Source organism: Rheinheimera sp. UJ63 (assembly GCF_021568285.1).
GTDB classification, from domain to species: domain Bacteria; phylum Pseudomonadota; class Gammaproteobacteria; order Enterobacterales; family Alteromonadaceae; genus Alishewanella; species Alishewanella maricola.
Genome location: NZ_JAKGTQ010000003.1, coordinates 307,228 through 323,575, shown reverse-complemented (window position 1 = coordinate 323,575; position 16,348 = coordinate 307,228). Strand labels below are relative to the sequence as shown.

At 43.4% G+C, this 16,348-nt stretch carries 17 protein-coding genes; 12 read left to right on the top strand and 5 right to left on the bottom strand.

The annotated features are described in order from the left end of the window. Positions 1 to 7 precede the first annotated feature (7 nt). From ligA to L1N97_RS11600, 4 genes are read left to right on the top strand one after another with little or no spacing between them, the layout of a single operon-like run. Positions 8 to 397: a protocatechuate 4,5-dioxygenase subunit alpha gene (gene ligA / locus L1N97_RS11615; RefSeq protein WP_236129901.1), complete on the top strand. Its 390-nt coding sequence runs from the start codon at positions 8 to 10 to the stop codon at positions 395 to 397. A gap of 2 nt (positions 398 to 399) precedes the next feature. Beyond that, positions 400 to 1,239: a class III extradiol dioxygenase subunit beta gene (locus L1N97_RS11610; protein ID WP_236129900.1), complete on the top strand. Its 840-nt coding sequence runs from the start codon at positions 400 to 402 to the stop codon at positions 1,237 to 1,239. A 14-nt stretch (positions 1,240 to 1,253) separates the two neighbouring features. Beyond that, positions 1,254 to 2,198 (top strand): Gfo/Idh/MocA family oxidoreductase, encoded by a 945-nt coding sequence (locus L1N97_RS11605; RefSeq protein ID WP_236129899.1) that lies wholly within the window; start codon positions 1,254 to 1,256, stop codon positions 2,196 to 2,198. 19 nt (positions 2,199 to 2,217) lie between these two features. Beyond that, positions 2,218 to 3,204, top strand: coding sequence for an aldo/keto reductase (locus tag L1N97_RS11600; protein WP_236129898.1), 987 nt, complete (start codon positions 2,218 to 2,220; stop codon positions 3,202 to 3,204). A gap of 39 nt (positions 3,205 to 3,243) precedes the next feature. Here the strand turns inward: L1N97_RS11600 and L1N97_RS11595 are convergent, their stop codons facing one another. Next, complete coding sequence (locus L1N97_RS11595; RefSeq protein ID WP_236129897.1) at positions 3,244 to 4,161, bottom strand: LysR family transcriptional regulator; 918 nt, start codon at positions 4,159 to 4,161, stop codon at positions 3,244 to 3,246. A 175-nt stretch (positions 4,162 to 4,336) separates the two neighbouring features. On the opposite strand from L1N97_RS11595, the gene L1N97_RS11590 reads away from it, so the two are divergent. From L1N97_RS11590 to L1N97_RS11565, 6 genes are read left to right on the top strand one after another with little or no spacing between them, the layout of a single operon-like run. Beyond that, positions 4,337 to 5,332: a fumarylacetoacetate hydrolase family protein gene (locus tag L1N97_RS11590; protein ID WP_236129896.1), complete on the top strand. Its 996-nt coding sequence runs from the start codon at positions 4,337 to 4,339 to the stop codon at positions 5,330 to 5,332. After that, entirely contained in the window at positions 5,332 to 6,120 is a 789-nt protein-coding gene (locus tag L1N97_RS11585; RefSeq protein ID WP_236129895.1) for a cyclase family protein, read from the top strand. Before L1N97_RS11590 ends, L1N97_RS11585 begins: the two co-directional genes overlap by 1 nt. A gap of 51 nt (positions 6,121 to 6,171) precedes the next feature. After that, positions 6,172 to 7,332, top strand: a complete 1,161-nt coding sequence (locus tag L1N97_RS11580) for an alpha/beta hydrolase family protein (protein ID WP_236129894.1) — start codon at positions 6,172 to 6,174, stop codon at positions 7,330 to 7,332. A 9-nt stretch (positions 7,333 to 7,341) separates the two neighbouring features. Further along, positions 7,342 to 8,262: a VOC family protein gene (locus L1N97_RS11575; protein WP_236129893.1), complete on the top strand. Its 921-nt coding sequence runs from the start codon at positions 7,342 to 7,344 to the stop codon at positions 8,260 to 8,262. Between the two features lie 7 nt (positions 8,263 to 8,269). Continuing rightward, complete coding sequence (locus L1N97_RS11570) at positions 8,270 to 8,632, top strand: Rieske (2Fe-2S) protein (RefSeq protein WP_236129892.1); 363 nt, start codon at positions 8,270 to 8,272, stop codon at positions 8,630 to 8,632. Beyond that, positions 8,629 to 9,759, top strand: a complete 1,131-nt coding sequence (locus L1N97_RS11565) for an FAD-dependent oxidoreductase (RefSeq protein ID WP_236129891.1) — start codon at positions 8,629 to 8,631, stop codon at positions 9,757 to 9,759. Before L1N97_RS11570 ends, L1N97_RS11565 begins: the two co-directional genes overlap by 4 nt. Before the next feature lie 316 nt (positions 9,760 to 10,075). Here the strand turns inward: L1N97_RS11565 and L1N97_RS11560 are convergent, their stop codons facing one another. Both L1N97_RS11560 and L1N97_RS11555 read right to left on the bottom strand, forming a co-directional pair. Then, the gene (locus L1N97_RS11560; RefSeq protein ID WP_236129890.1) at positions 10,076 to 10,786 is read right to left on the bottom strand and encodes a siderophore-interacting protein; all 711 of its coding nucleotides are present in this window, start codon (positions 10,784 to 10,786) and stop codon (positions 10,076 to 10,078) included. Between the two features lie 77 nt (positions 10,787 to 10,863). Continuing rightward, positions 10,864 to 11,541, bottom strand: coding sequence for a glutathione S-transferase family protein (locus L1N97_RS11555; protein WP_236129889.1), 678 nt, complete (start codon positions 11,539 to 11,541; stop codon positions 10,864 to 10,866). Positions 11,542 to 11,919: 378 nt separating this feature from the next. Here L1N97_RS11555 and L1N97_RS11550 point away from each other — a divergent pair, with 378 nt between their 5' ends. Then, positions 11,920 to 13,287 carry an MFS transporter gene (locus L1N97_RS11550; protein WP_236129888.1) on the top strand — a complete coding sequence of 456 codons (1,368 nt, stop codon included), beginning with the start codon at positions 11,920 to 11,922 and terminating at the stop codon, positions 13,285 to 13,287. Between the two features lie 25 nt (positions 13,288 to 13,312). Here the strand turns inward: L1N97_RS11550 and L1N97_RS11545 are convergent, their stop codons facing one another. Next, complete coding sequence (locus tag L1N97_RS11545) at positions 13,313 to 14,269, bottom strand: PDR/VanB family oxidoreductase (RefSeq protein ID WP_236129887.1); 957 nt, start codon at positions 14,267 to 14,269, stop codon at positions 13,313 to 13,315. A gap of 11 nt (positions 14,270 to 14,280) precedes the next feature. Then, a complete protein-coding gene (locus L1N97_RS11540; protein ID WP_236129886.1) occupies positions 14,281 to 15,378 on the bottom strand; it encodes an aromatic ring-hydroxylating dioxygenase subunit alpha in 1,098 nt (365 codons plus the stop codon). Between the two features lie 203 nt (positions 15,379 to 15,581). Here L1N97_RS11540 and L1N97_RS11535 point away from each other — a divergent pair, with 203 nt between their 5' ends. Then, on the top strand, positions 15,582 to 16,295 hold the full coding sequence (locus L1N97_RS11535) for a GntR family transcriptional regulator (protein ID WP_236129885.1): 714 nt from the start codon (positions 15,582 to 15,584) through the stop codon (positions 16,293 to 16,295). The last annotated feature ends 53 nt before the right edge of the window (positions 16,296 to 16,348 follow it).

Genomic DNA, 16,348 nt, shown 5'->3' with positions numbered 1-16,348 from the left:
AGTACGTATGGCTATTGATAAACCTTATAAAAAGGTGCCGGGTACAACGATATTTGATGCTGACATGGCAAGCTTAGGTTTTCATCTAAATCAATTTTGTATGTCTTTAATGAAAGCACCTAATCGAGAAAAATTTAAACAAAATGAGCAAGCTTATCTTGACCAGTGGCCAATGAGTGACGAGCAAAAAGCCGCCGTTCTTGCGCGTGATTACAACAAGATGATCAGTCTTGGTGGCAATATTTATTTTCTGGCTAAAATTTTTTCAAGTGACGGTATTAGTTTTCAAGCTGCAGCATCCACCATGACCGGCATGACTCAAGCAGAATATGCGCAAATGATGCTATCAGGCGGGCGTGCTCCCGATAGCAGCAATACGTTAAAGAAGGACAATTAATTATGGCTAAAATTAATGCCGGTATTGCAACATCCCACGTTCCAGCTATAGGCGCGGCGATAGACAACGGCTTAACCGAAAATGAGTATTGGAAACCGCTTTTTGACGGTTATGAGTTTGCCAAGACATGGATGAAAGCGCAAAAACCCGATGTGATATTGCTGGTCTATAACGATCATGCCACGGCCTTTGATCTAAACTTAGTGCCGACTTTCGCTATTGCTACAGGGGCCGAATTTAAACCGGCTGACGAAGGTTGGGGACCGCGCCCGGTACCAAATGTTATGGGGTATCCAAAGTTAGCGGCGCATATTGCACAATCGGTTATTCAAGATGACTTTGATTTAACCGTTGTGAATACCCTTGATGTGGATCATGGCTTGACCGTGCCATTATCACTGATGTTTGGTCAGCCTGAGCAATGGCCATGTCGTGTCATTCCGATTGCCGTAAATGTTGTGCTTTACCCCACACCCTCGGGGCAACGTTGTTATAACTTAGGAAAAGCACTGCGCAAAGCGGTAGAAAGTTTTGATGAAGATCTGAATGTTCAAATTTGGGGAACCGGAGGCATGAGTCATCAATTGCAGGGGCCGCGAGCGGGATTAATTAATAAAGAGTTCGATAACGCGTTTTTAGATAAGATTGTGTCGGAACCCGCAGCCTTAGCTAAAACTCCCCATCTTGAATACATTAATTTAGCTGGCTCTGAAGGTATAGAGCTAATTATGTGGTTAATTATGCGTGGGGCTCTTAATGATCAGGTTGATGTGAAAAAACGCTTTTATCATGTGCCTGCATCAAATACTGCGGTCGGCCACTTAGTGCTTGAAAATAAATAACGTCGGAGAGTGAAATGAAAGTTATTGTTGTAGGCCCTGGCGCCTTCGGGATCAAACACCTAGATGGCATTAAGCAAATCGAAGGTGTTGAGGTTGTTGCTCTGGTAGGGCGATCAATTGAAAAAACACAAAAAGTTGCCGATGAATATGGTATCTCGCAAATTTTCACAAGTTTAGACGAAGCGCTAAAGATTGACGCTGATGCAGTCATTTTATGCACACCAACACAGCAACATGCCGCTCAATCTATTCAATGTATGCAAGCAGGAAAACATGTTCAGGTCGAAATCCCTCTTGCGGACAGTTGGCAAGATTCGCTGGCTGTGCTGGAAACTCAAAAAGCGACGGGTAAAATCTGCATGGTGGGACATACGCGTCGTTTTAATCCTTCACATCAATATATTCATAAGCTTATTACCGCAGGCGAGTTGCAAATTCAGCAAATGGATGTGCAAACCTACTTCTTTCGCCGTAAAAACATTAATGCCAAAGGTGAAGCTCGTTCATGGACTGATCACTTATTGTGGCATCATGCTGCACATACGGTTGATTTGTTTGCTTATCAAATAGGAAGTCGGATTGTTAAAGCGAATGCAATCCAAGGCCCCATTCATCCTGATTTGGGTATTGCACTGGATATGTCTATTCAATTGCAAGCGGAGAATGGTGCAATCTGTACCTTGTCTTTATCGTTTAATAACGATGGTCCCTTAGGTACTTTCTTCCGTTACATTTGTGACAATGGTACTTTTATTGCGCGATACGATGATTTAGTGGATGGAAAAGAAACACCCATTAATGTGTCACAAGTTGCAGTATCAATGAACGGCATTGAACTGCAAGATCGTGAGTTTTTTTTGGCGATTCAAGAAAACCGTGATCCCAACGCTAGTATTGCTCAAGTGCTCGATTGTTACCGCGTTCTGCATGAATTAGAGCAGCAACTTATAGGTCTTTAATCAACATGCTAAGAACAACATGAATCAACGAATGTTAGCCGGAACATGGGTTCCTGAAATCGGTTTAGGTTGTATGAACCTCAGCCATGCTTATGGTCATCCATTGAACGAAACGGATGCTGCAGCAATCATTAACGAAGCCTTGGATATTGGCATTACGCACTTTGATACGGCTGCTTTGTATGGTTTTGGCCGTAATGAGGAATTACTGGGCAAACTGTTAAAGCCGCATCGTCAGCGGGTTTTTCTGGCCAGTAAATGCGGTATGACTGGTGTTGACGGCAAACGTGTTATTGATGGTCGGCCTGCTACGTTGCGTGCGACGATCGAGCAGTCGCTAAGAAACTTACAAACCGATGTCTTAGATCTTTACTATTTACATCGTTGGGATAAAACAGTGCCGATAGAAGAAAGCATCGGTGAGTTGTCGAGGATGGTTGATGCCGGAAAAATTAAAGCTATTGGTTTATCCGAAGTGTCAGCGGCAACGCTGCAAAAAGCACATGCTGTGCATCCAATTGCAGCGATGCAAACCGAATATTCTTTGTGGACTCGAAATGCAGAAATATCTGTCCTTACTACTTGTGCTGCACTTGGCACCGCTTTTGTTGCATTTTCGCCTCTTGGTCGGGGGTTTTTGACTGGGCAAGTCACAAACAGCGAAGCGTTTGTTGACGGCGATATACGCAAGGGCATGCCACGCTTTCAAGCTGACACGCTTAAATACAATCTGCCATTATTAACCAAGCTTAACGCATTGAGTCTTGAGATGGGGTGTACTATGGCACAGTTAAGTTTAGCTTGGTTACTGCATCAAGGGCCACATATTCATGTGATACCAGGTACTACAAAATTGTCACACTTACACGAGAATCATCAGGCAGCAACAGTGTGTCTTTCTACTGAACAAATACAACAGCTTAATCAAGCTTTTAGCCCGGTTAATATCAAAGGGGATAGATACCCCTTGGCAACACAAGCAGAAATTGATACCGAACAGTTTTAAACGGGGGTTAAGACAACCTAACCCCCCAGTGAATCTGAGCTAGAGCGTTTCTCGAAATTTTTTTGAGCAGTCCAAGATTTTTTGTCTTAGCCATTTATGCATGGGGTCATTTTCGAGTGTAGGGTGCCAGATCATGCTTTCTTTCAATTGCGGTAATTGAAAGGGTAATTTGACGATTTTTACTGAATTACGATTAGCGTGTAATTGTGCGAATTGGCTCGGTAAAATGGCAACACGATCAGTATTTAATAAGCTGTAAACCATCGTTGAAAAATCATTAGTTATAATTTCGACTCTGCGCTGACTTTTTACGTTATCCACTAGCCATTGTTCCACGCTCAGGTGGCTGACGCGAGCAAAACCAACAGAGACGTGCCCTAACGAAATAAATTGCTCAATCGTGAGGAAATCACCAATGTGTTTATTGTTTGAATCTGTTATGCAAGCCATATCGTCAACCATCAATGGCACACTCGAATAGCTATCCAGCGCAACCGATTCCGGAGCGATCATCAAGTCGGCTCCACCTTTTGATAGCACACTGATATCGTTTGCAAAAGGTGTTAAAAACTCGAAAGTGACTTTAGGGGCAACTTTAGCAATATAGGGGATAAAATCGGCTAGGATGACTTGAATAACATAATCTGAAGCAATGATTTTGAAATTGCGTTCACTTGTTTCGGGATTATTGGCTTTTTTTCCAATGATCGAACCACGCACGGTAGCTAACACACCTGCCACAGGCCCCTGCAACTCTAAGGCGAAGGGGGTGGGTTGCATTTTTTTTCCTATTTGTACTAACAAATCGTCTTCAAAAAACGCGCGTAAACGCGCCAACACCCCACTGGTTGCTGATTGCGACAAGTGTAATCGCTCCGCGCTTTTTGTGATGTTTTGCTCTTCTAATAATATATCTAAAGCGACAAGCAAATTTAGATCTAGCTGTTCAAATCTCATCGTGATCATGCTTCCTTTAATTCTTATGGTTTTAAAGACACTAAAAATCTCAGCACATCTATCAGATTTTTGGATGGTTAATATCTAAACATTCAATTTTATGGATTGCAAAGAAAATATTAGTATTAACCTAATAAATTTTAGCTGTATTTTTAACCGATAAGGCGTTTTGTGCATGAAGCTCGCATCTTTAAGGCTACCTCATCCGGATGGCACACTTATTATCATTTCAGAAGATCAGCGTTATTTTGTCGATGCCAGTGGTATTGCACCGACATTACAATTTGCTTTGGATAATTGGTCGTTGTGTGTTCAGGGCTTAGAAAGGCTGTACGCAGAATTAAATGCCGGCAACGTAAAAAATCGCTTGCCATTAAATGTAGAAGAGTTAGGTGCCCCTTTACCACGCTCATGGCAGTGGTTGGATGGATCATTGTTTTTAAACCACGGGCATTTAATGCAGCAAGCATTTCATCTTGATCCAATTGCTGATGCAAATATTTATCCTCTAGTTTATCAGGGGGCTGGTGACAGCTTTCTAGCTGGGACAGATGATATTGTCGTGGCTGATTTAAAGCATGGAATTGACTTCGAGGGCGAGTTTGGCGTCATTGTTGATCATATACCCATGGGAAGCTCTGCTGAGTTCGCGAAGTCGAAAATTCGTTTAGTCGTCATGCTTAATGACATTAGTTATCGCGCTTTAGGCCCCCGAGAAATGAAAACAGGCTTTGGTTTTGTGCAAGCGAAAGGAAGTACCGCCTTTGCACCTTTTGCATTAACGCCAGACGAATTGGGTGAGTATTGGCAAGATGGTCGAGTTTGCTTGCCTTTACAGGTGAAACGCAACGGTGAGGTTTTTGGCGAACCATTAGGGCAAGAAATGCATTTTGGTTTTCATGAATTAATTGCTCACGTTGCACAAACCCGAACGATCAAGGCAGGTACGGTTTTCGGTTCTGGAACGGTTTCTAACGCGGATCCTGCCAGAGGCCAGGCTTGTATTTCAGAACTTCGAGCAAAGGAGATGATCACGGCTGGGGCCGCACAAACGCCATTTATGCAACAAGACGAAATTGTCACGATGAATGCGTTTAATTCAGCAGGTGTGAGTATTTTTGGCCAAATCTCTCAGCGTGTCACCGTCCAAAATCTAAGTGAGAAACCATAATGTTTAATCCTAGAAATTATACCTTAATCGACTTATCGGTCACCTTAGATAATAACCCTTATACCGATCCTCCGCCGCTGCTACCGAAAATTGATTATATGGATCATCAGCAAGGTTGGCCTGAAATGGGCGCAATGTTTCCAGGCTTAACTAAAGCACAACTTCCGGGTGATGAAGCTTGGGCTGCCGAACGTTTAGATATCACCACCCACAGCGGCACCCATATGGATGCGCCCTGGCACTATGCGTCGACTACGGATGGCGGTAAACCCGCTTTTGGTATTGACGAGCTGCCACTGGAATGGTGTTTTCAGCCTGGCGTTAAACTGGACTTTCGGCACCTTCCGGATGGTTATATCGTTACCGCAGCTGATGTCGAACAAGAGTTGGCTAGGATCAATCACACGCTGAAACCTTTAGATATTGTATTAGTGAATACTCGGGCTGGTGCTCTTTTTGGTCAACCCGGATATTTGGAAGCCGGTATTGGCATGGGCCGCGAAGCAACGCTTTATTTGTTAGAGCGTGGTGTCAAAGTGGTCGGCACAGATGCCTGGAGTTGGGATGCTCCCTTTAAGTATACCCGAGAACGTTTTGCTGCAACGGGTGATGCTTCGATTATATGGGAAGGTCACAAAGCGGGCCGAGATATTGGTTATGGACAAATGGAAAAGCTTAGTAATTTAGAAAGCCTGCCAGACACCGGTTTTTTGGTTAATTGTTTTCCCTACAAAATTAAACGCGCTTCAGCGGGTTTTGTCCGTGCCGTTGCCTTTATCGAAAAATAAAAATTAATCCATAACAGGGCATCTCAACCCCTGACGACAAAAGGAAAATGTATGTTTAAGTATTTCCCAACCAACTACGTTTGGAATTTATCAGTTAATTTAGCGATCGAGATGGGTGCTCGCATTGGTGAAATAGAGGAAATGTGTGGTCCATTGCAAGATGCAGCTAAATCACCAGATAAAGAAGGCGTGCAGGCGTTTCGAGACACCTGGGCAAAAATGGCCGATAAATTGTGTAGTCTAGCAGAAGAGGATGAAGAAAAAGGGCGCCTGTTATCGGCAGGTTATAAATATAATCGTGCGGCAACCTATCTGATTACCTGTGAAAGATTACAAGCACATGGTGCACCTGGCCGAGTGGAGTTGTATAAGCGATCCCTTGAGCTTTTTCAAAAATCAATCTCACTGAGTAATGAAAACTGTGTTCGTGTAGAAATTCCTTACGAAGGGAAGCATCTATCAGCATTGTATGTCAAAGCTCAAGGCGTAACGGGTCCTGCCCCCATCCTGATTCAAGTAAATGGATTAGACTCCTCAAAAGAAATGAAATACCGCGTTGGTTTACCGGGCTGGTTAGCTGAACGTGGTGTTTCATCACTTATTTTAGATCAACCAGGTACCGGTGAGGCCTTAAAACTAGAGGGGTTTCATGCGCGTTTTGACACCGAACATTGGGCAAGTCGAGTGGTTGATTGGTTAGAACAACAGGCCGATGTTGACAGTAAGCGTATTGGCATGGAAGGGGTTTCGCTAGGCGGGTATTACTGTCCTCGCGCTGTCGCCAATGAACCGCGCCTCGCTTTAGGCTGTGTGTGGGGGGCCAACCACGATTGGCGCGATGTACAAAAACGTCGTTTAGAAAAAGAAGGTGACTTTCCTGTGCCGCATTATTGGACTCATGTGCAATGGGTATGGGGAGCTAAAGATATGGATGACTTTATGCGCATTGCTGAAAACGTGCATTTAGATGGTCAAATTGAAAAAATCAAAGTGCCTTTTTTAGTTACTCATGGCGCTAAAGATTCTCAAATCCCGCTGAAGTGGGCAGAGAGAACCTATGAGCAATTAATTAACAGTCCGAAGCGCGAATTGAAGATATTTACTGAACGTGAAGGTGGGGTGCAACATTCGAGCTTTGATAATAGCGCCAATGCAGGGACATATATCGCCGATTGGGTAGCTGAAACCTTTAACGAATTAAAAGCAAAATAGGATCTTACAATGAATATTATTGGACCCGATAAACTTATTTGGGGTGTTGAAGATTTAGCTGCCGCGAAACAATTTGCAGTTGATTACGGCTTAACACCACAAAATGAACACTATTACAGTGCCCTGGATGGAACAGGTATTGAAATACGTGCAAAAGATGACAAATCGTTACCCGCTGCGTTAACAACGGGGTCAATGCTTCGCAAAACCGTCTATGGTGTGAAAGATCAAGCTACCCTAGACGCCATTAAAGCTGAGTTTACCGACCGCGAAGTGAAGGTACTGGCAGACGGTAGCCTTGAACTTGTTGACGACATGGGCTTTGTTTTAGGTTTTCAAATTACCATCAGAACCACGAACACGGAAAAAGCTGAACGGATTAATGCCCCCGGTGATGTTAACCGAGAAATTAATCAACCTGGCGTGACGAAAACCGATGTACCACGGGTTCAGTCCTTATCGCATGTTGTGTATTTCGTGCCAGATTCTGTTAAAGCTGAAGCCTTTTTTGCAAACCGCTTGGGGTTTGTAACCACAGATAGATTTACTGGGGTAGGGCCATTTATGCGCCCAGCAGCGACTCAAGATCATCACACTATTTTCTTTATTCAAGCACCTGCTTTTATGCAAGGTTGTGAGCATTTTACTTTCCATATGGCAGGACCGACAGATGTGGTGCAAGCGGGAACCAATATGGTTAATAAAGGCTATCAAAGTTTCTGGGGGCCTGGACGTCATCTTTTTGGATCGAATTGGTTTTGGTACTTCAAAAGCCCATTTGGATGCAATATGGAATATGACGCTGATATGGATCAGCATGATGAATCTTGGCAAGGCAGAGAAGCTATGATAGGCCCAGATAACTCGCAAGCATTTTTACTGCAATATCGGGAAAAGTGGGCGCCAGGTCCAGGTGGTCCAAAGCCTTAAGCTTACGATGAATAAAATTTTTTTAGGTGTAATTGATGATTTCGCCGAAGAACAGGCAAAGGGTTTCGACTTGAATCATTCAGGGAGCGACACGTTTTTCATTGTGCGTTCCAAGAATAAACTTTTTGCTTATAAGGATAGCTGTCCTCACTACGGAGACACCACGCTGCCTTGGAAGCGTCATCATTATCTGAATAATGTTGCTGAGTATATTGTTTGTGCCGCTCACGGCGCGTTATTTCAAATTGAAAACGGTAAGTGTATTCAAGGTCCTTGTTTAGGACAAAAGCTCACTAAGGTGCCAATTGAGATTTCTGAACAAAACGAAATTTGGATTGACCAAACAATAATAAAGGAGTTCAACTTATGAACCCAAGCGTGCATAAGGTATTGATAATAGGCGGCGGTTTTTCTGGAATGACCGCAGCTATTGAGTTTAGAAAACGCAATATTGATGTTCATTTAGTGGAAATCGATCCTAATTGGCGAACAGATGGTGCAGGGATAAGTATTGGCGGTGCCACGCTTAGAGCCTTTAAAACCATTGGTATCTTGGATGAATTTTTAAAAGTTGGACATGCTCATAGTGGGCTTGACTTGTTTGCTCCTCACGGCATTCACATTGCAAAATTACCAACACCTCTTATCGGCGATAAGGATATTCCTGCTTCTGGCGCTATTATGCGTCCGGCGTTAGCGAAGATTTTGGCTGAAAAAACTCGGGCCTCGGGTACTAAGGTCAAGCTTGGCTGCACTTACACGCAGATGATTAATTCAGCAACAGGGGTTGAGGTTACCTTTACTGATGGTACGACGGACACCTATGATTTGGTTGTTGCTGCTGACGGTGTGTTTTCCAGTGTGCGTAAATCGCATTTTCCTGAAGCAGGTGAACCTCGTTATGTAGGGCAAGGGGTTTGGCGGGCGGTGTTACCTCGTTTACCGAATGTTGAAAATACTATGATGTGGGTTGGTCCGCATTTAAAAGTGGGTGTAAACCCCATGTCTAAAGATCAAATGTATTTATTTCTGACCGAGGATAAAAAAGAGCGGCAACAAGTCGATCCCGCGGATTATGTAGAAAAACTAAGAGCTTTAATGCTCACATTCCCAGCGCCAATGATTCAAGAGTTAGCGGGGATGCTGAATGAAGACTCGATGATTGATTTCCGCTCTTTAGGCAATTTATTAGTGCCTGCACCCTGGTATAAAAACCGTATTGTGATGATCGGTGATACGGTTGCAGCTACAACGCCGCACTTGGCATCAGGTGCTTGTATTGGCATTGAAAGTGCCATCGTTCTGGCAGAAGAGCTATGCAAAGACGTTAGTGTTGAAGAGGGGCTAGCGGCATTTCAACAGCGACGTTGGGACCGATGTCGCATGGTGGTCGAAAACTCAGGTCGACTAGCGCAAATTGAAATTGAAGGCGGTGATAAAGCAGAGCACACCGCGATTATGCGTGAAAGTATGATGGCACTGGCACAGCCTATTTAATTAATGAATTAGGGCTTGTCGCCGTAAAAGTTAATGTTCACCTTGGTAACGAGTGCTGTTACGCAAGGTGGCTTGTTCATGTTACAGCGTAAAATACGTTGTTACATACAGTTAGTCATTTCAATCTAGTGAAACGTGTTCAAAAAGCGCTAGCCGAACACTCAGTATTACAGTAAGTAATACTGAGTGTTGGAACCCATTAGAAGTTTTAAGATCACAACTGTGAAAACTTATTAACTGACAATCGGCCGTTTCTAATTGAGCATAGCGACTTCACATTTCGCTATTAAAACAGCTAATACGTTTTATCTGCTGTCTACTCAGTATCATTACTTTTGGCAACTTTGTGCTCGTCTTCTGAATGGCCTTTTTGCCAATAACTAGAGGTATAAAAGTATGCCTTGGGTAAGTCGTAACGCTCTTTTAAATATTTGCGTATTAGCTTCATACCGTTAAATTCACATGCTACCCATATTGACGTTAAACCACTGAACTGTGGTAATGCTTTAATGTGCGCGAGCAGTGGATTGTCTCTGTTTTGTGCCGCTTCCTCGTTGGCGATAACCCAGATTAATTTCATATTGGCGGGATGTTCAAGTGTTTGGATATCTGCCCTAGTGGTAACCTCAATAATCGCAAAACCTGTTGCGTTGAGTGGCAACATCGCTAAATTAACACTTATCGCCGGAAGTGCTGTCATATCGCCTGCGATAATAAAGTTATCTGCCGGCTGAGTGACCAAACGTTTAGGTCCAGGGCCACCCACCAGAATGCAATCACCAACTTGAGCATTCATCGCCCAAGACGACGCAGGTCCTTTGGCATCATGTAAAGCAAAATCAATATCGATTGAATGGGCAGTTTGATGCCGAATTGTGTAGGTTCGTAACAGCGGGCGTGAGCTGTTAGTTTGAGGAAAAACCAACTTTACATAGGCGCTTGCTTGCTCGGTAGGAAAATCAGCTAAGGCTGCTCCCCCCAGGGTAATACGCAGCATATTGGGTGTTACATACTGTGTATGCAACACGGTTAACTGTCTTGGTGCGGCTCGTGTAGTAATAATTATCTCCTTTGCAATATCGTAGTTCTGTTGAATATTGCGGTTTATCGAACAATAGGTTGTGGCTTAAATAATAAACCTTCACTTTCCAGTATCAAGCTTGCTGCATTATCGCGGGCAATAGCTCGTTTAACCGCTGGACGTTGCGCCATTCTCTCGGCGTGGTCGCAAAAGTGTTGATATTTTTCAACTGGGTAGCCAGCATCTTGTACTCGCCAAAAACACCAATGCAGATAAGCGTCAATGGCTGACCAGTTATCTGAATACCACCACTTCTGATCTGACAGGGTTTTATCAATCAATTGAAAAAACTCGTCCATGGCTTTGAAGGCCAGATCCTGAACGGTTTTGGCGTTATCTTCACCGGCAAAAAAGCTGGGCATTCTAATGCGCGTAACCAAAGGGTGTAAGGTCGAAGAGCAAAAACACAGATCCGCCAGTTGTTTAGAAAAATCTAGGGGATTATTCGTGGGCGGTAAGAGTTTGCCATACAGCTGGTTTAAAAAAGTGATAATGGCAACATTTTCGGTTAATGCTTGACCATGATAAATGAGTACCGGCACTTTACCTTTGGGGTTTATCATTTTATAGGTGGGCGTTTTGTGCTCGCCCTGCATAAAACGGACAACCTGTGTCTCAAATTCGAGCTCTAATTCTTCCAGTACAATTGCGCTTACTCGAGCACAGCTGCCTGGTGATAGGTAAAGTGTAATATTGCTCATCGACTGATTCCATCATCGTTAGGGGCTTAATATACGTTTGCTTCCTTAAGTTATGAATCATAACCAATGCAACCCTTTAACACTATTCGACTATTTTTATAGTAGCTATCAGAATTGCCAATACTTGACATCATTTAATTCAAATTTGCGTAGATGCTTATATCGCTTACCCTTACCTCATTCTGCATACTCTTTTTTCGGCGATAAAAAGCCAATCTGTTTGCATATAGCCTTAAGAAATAGCGGTGTTTTCTTTCAGTAGCATGTTATTTTTATCTGCGTTGTTGTGCGCTATTTATAGAGGGGCTGCACTTGGCGATGACTTGGTCATCACGCTTTTAAGCGCTTAGTATTCACTATTTTTTTAAGAGATCTGTTTTGTTTAAACTTCCAGTTACGACGATTGCACTAATCATTGTTTGCTGCGGGGCCATTATTGGTCCTTTAGGCATGTCAGCGGTAAATATTGCTATTCCTAATCTTGCTGCAGATTTACAAGCCAGTGCTAGCATGGTTGGATGGCTGCCTACACTCTATTTGCTCAGTAGTGTCGTTTTTATGCTGCCTTGCGGCAAAATGGCTGACAATTATGGTCGAAAACGCGTATATGCTTCTGGTCTAGGATTAAATGCGTTTTCGGCTCTGATGTGTGCAATAGGCTCTTCAATTGAATGGATCTTGTTCTGGCGGTTTGTACAAGGTGCAGCAGGGGCTATGATTTTTGGTGTTGGTATTGCAATTATTACCTCTGTAACACCTGATAAGAAAAGAGGCATGGCCTTAGGTATTTCGGCTGCCTGTGTCTATATTGGTTTGAGTATCGCACCGGCAATAGGTGGCTGGTTAACCGAATTGTGGGGATGGCGGGCGGTGTTCTTCTCCCAGGTCCCTTTAGTGCTCTTACTTTTGTTAAGTATCAAATTATTTTTACATGGTGAGTGGAAAAGCGAGCTTAAAACCCGCTTTGATTGGTGGGGAACGGTGATTTTCTCACTTTTTTCAGTGTGCTTAGTCGTTGGTTTAAGCTACGTACCTAGCATGTTAGGTTTGTTGTTATTAATTCTCTCTGTTCTTTGTTTATTGCTGTTTGTAGTGCATCAAAGTCAAAGTAGGCAGCCTTTAATTCGGGTACAAATGTTCATTGAAAGTCGCATATTTAGTTTGTCGTTATCAACATCTTTTCTTATGTACGCCAGCAATTTTTCGTTAGCTTTTTTATTAAGTTTATACTTACAGTACATCAAAGGTCTCAGCCCGTTGCAAGCGGGGCAAGTGGTATTACTTCAAGCCGTTACTATGGCGATTGTCGCGCCATTTGCAGGACGACTCGCTGATAAAATACAGCCTCGGATGATAGCGACCAGCGGTTGTCTGGTTGTTGCTATGGGCTTTTTAGCGTTATCACAATTATCAGTCACCTCCAGTATTGCCTATATTAGTAGTGCATTATTGTTACTCGGAGTAGGTTTTGGGTTGTTTTCAACACCAAACAACAATGCCATTATGGGGGCTGTCAGCCGAAATGAACTAGGCGTGGCATCCTCGTCGATGAATCTGTCTCGGACTATTGGCAATTTGTTTGGTATGAGTTTAGTTAATTTGATGTTCCATCACTTTTTAGGTGATAGCACATTATCTCCTGATACTAATGACGCCCTAATGAGTACCATTTCGCTGGCATTTAATATGTCTTTAAGTTTTGTAATCGTAGCAATGCTGGTTTCAAGCCTACGTGGCCGCGCCTAAGGTTTTTTTAGCTTTGCCAGCGATGCTACAAGTCTAAGGTAAGAGTGTCTGTTTTCGATCTGGAACAACAAGGCATAATCAGTTGACCACGTTGCTGCTCTTGAGCGGTTAAGAAGACATCTCTATGCTCAGGCTCACCAGCCAGTACCTTAGTTTGACAGGTGCCACAAACGCCCGAACCACAAGATATCGGCAAAAATATGCCATTTTTATCTAACACCTCGGCAATAGATTGCTCAGCACTTACGGCAAACTGCTGGCCGGTACTAGCAATCTTTACCGTGAAAGCATTATTCGTTAAAGCGTTATTGTCGACCAATGGGGCAGCAAAAAATTCCCGATGTAACGCCTCTTCACGCCAACCGAGTAAGCGAGCTTGTTCCAAAATGTCTGTAATAAATTCTGCAGGACCACAAACATATAAATCAGTGTCATCGATAGATTTTGCCAAGACCTGCTGTGCATTCATTCGGCCCGACTCTGGACTTTGACTAAAATGAAACACCATGTTTTCAGCAAAAGATCCTTGCTGTAGTGCCTTAGCGAATACGGCTGTCTCTGGCGATTTTGCGCAGTAGTGAAATGCAAAAGGGGTGCCGTGACGTTTTAGAACTTGAGCCATGGGCAGCAATGGGGTGACACCAATACCTCCGGCAATCAGCAGGGTTTTCTTACTTGGGTTGACCAATGAAAAATGATTTTTAGGCTCACTTATCTCCACCCTGTCACCGATTGCTAATCGATGCATTTCCTTCGAGCCTCCTCGCGATTTTGGATCTTTCAGCACGGCGATTTCATAGTAACGTTGATCACTTTGTAGTCGACATAATGAGTACTGGCGAAGCAAACCACTTGGCAATTTAATATCCAAATGGGCTCCTGCGTCAAAAGGCGGCAAGGGTGTGTTATCTGCTCGACCTATTACTAGTCGAACAATGTCTTTGGCTTCTACTACAGAATTTCTGATAATGGCGGGGATCATCGCGCCCTCTTTTAGAATGTTATGGTTGCTAAGGGGGCATCATCGTTATTCAATGCACCGTTCTGCAAAGCTATCTCTGCATCAATAAGACGTTCGATGATTCGACGCGCTTGCACACCACCTGCATCAATGTCGAGTTTTAGTAAATCAAACTGGGGGAAGTTTTTAAGATTTTCTTGTTGGCGTTCAAGCACTTCCAGATCTTCACGGAAGATATCCCCTTGGCCTTGTTGAATTTTCGCAGTTAACACCTTGTCATGTGGCTTGAAGTTGCGTGCCATACCCCAGAAATACCACATGGTATCTTCAGTTTCGGGAGTGATAAAATCTACTACCGTACTACTGGCTTTCTTGTTATGCGGTGCCTTGAAACCACCATACCCAGCATGCGCCACTCCAACATCAATCATCACATGTGAAGGCGGGGTAAAACGGCAAATTTGCCACCGGTCAACGGGTACGTCTGACGCGAGGCCATTACCTTCAAGTGCGGCTTGCCAAAATGGCGGCGCCATAATATTTTCCATATATCGACGGGTAAAAACTTTGTCACCCTCTATTTCAGTCATTACCGGAGATTCATCAATTTCTTTTTGACCAATGCTGCTGGCATGAACATAGGTTTCATGCGTTAAATCCATCAAGTTATCAACCATTAAACGGTAATCGCATTTGATATGATATATACCACCACCGTAAGCCCAGTCATCATTCTGTGCCCATTCTAAATGTGGAATTAAATCAGGTTCAGCGGCTGCTCTATCACCAGGCCAAACCCAAATAAATCCATAACGTTCAACCACCGCGAATGATTTCATGCAAGGAAAACCTTGTACGCGCTGTAATGGCATTGCTTGGGTTTTACCGTCAGGCCCCATTTTCAGTCCATGATATCCACACACCAATAAACCGTTTTCAACGTAACCTAATGACAAGGCGGCGCCACGATGAGGGCAAAAGTCTAATACTGCGGCTACTTCGCCATTGGTTTGACGATAAAAAGCTATGCTTTCACCACAGATCTTTCGACCTAACGGCTTTTTGCTGTCAATTTCTTCAGCCATTGCCGCGACATACCATGCATTTTTGATGAATGTTTGCTTTGCCATAGCGTGATCTCCTGAAGTACGCATTCACTATTAATGGATCCAATATAGACCAAACTATCAGCAAATAGAACAAATAAAACAAATAATGGATCCAATCTCTGACTTTTTTCAGCCTGTGAACGTTAGCTACTAGCAAAAACCTTTTGTTTAGATAACTATATAGGCATAAGTTGATTATTGGATCCAATTTAAGGAAGTGCCTTATGACATCATCAGGCCTAAACATTATTACAACATTGCGACAGATGATCTTAACTGGCGAGTTGCAGGCTGGAGAGCGTTTAGCTGAAATTCCTATTGCTGAACGTTTGCATGTTTCGCGAACTCCCATCAGAATTGCCTTCAGAGCGCTGGAGCAGGAGGGATTGTTAACTAAGTTGCCTCGACGTGGTTATGAAGTTCGTTCGGTATCGGCTATCGATATTGAGGGGGCAATAGAAGTTAGGGGGGTTTTAGAGGGGCTAGCTGCCCGCCAGGCAGCAGAAAATGGGCTTAGCCAGCAACAAGTGGACGAAATGAAGATGTTGCTTACAACAGGAGATTTATTGTTTGCTGACGCCGTATTTACCGAAGCTGACGTTGAAAGTTATCACCATATGAATCAGCGTTTTCATCAGTTAATTATCGAGGCAGCCAAAAATCCTGCTATTCAAGCTGCGCTAACCCGCAATGCCCATATGCCTTTTGCATCCGTCAATGCGTTGGCGATTGACAAAAATAATATGCAACAAGAAGCGAAACGTTTTGCTTTTGCACATCAACAACATCACCATGTTTTTCATGCGATTAGCGCTCAGCAAGGTGCCAGAGCTGAGGGGATTATGCGAGAGCATGCTCATGCTACTTTGGGCTTTGACCGAAATTATCACAAATTGGAACAGCGTGGTGCGTTGACCATTTTTTCACAGCCTTTGTAAGGTTACTTTGTTCTGATAAGACGGATAGGAGACATGAGTAGATTGGTTTTAAA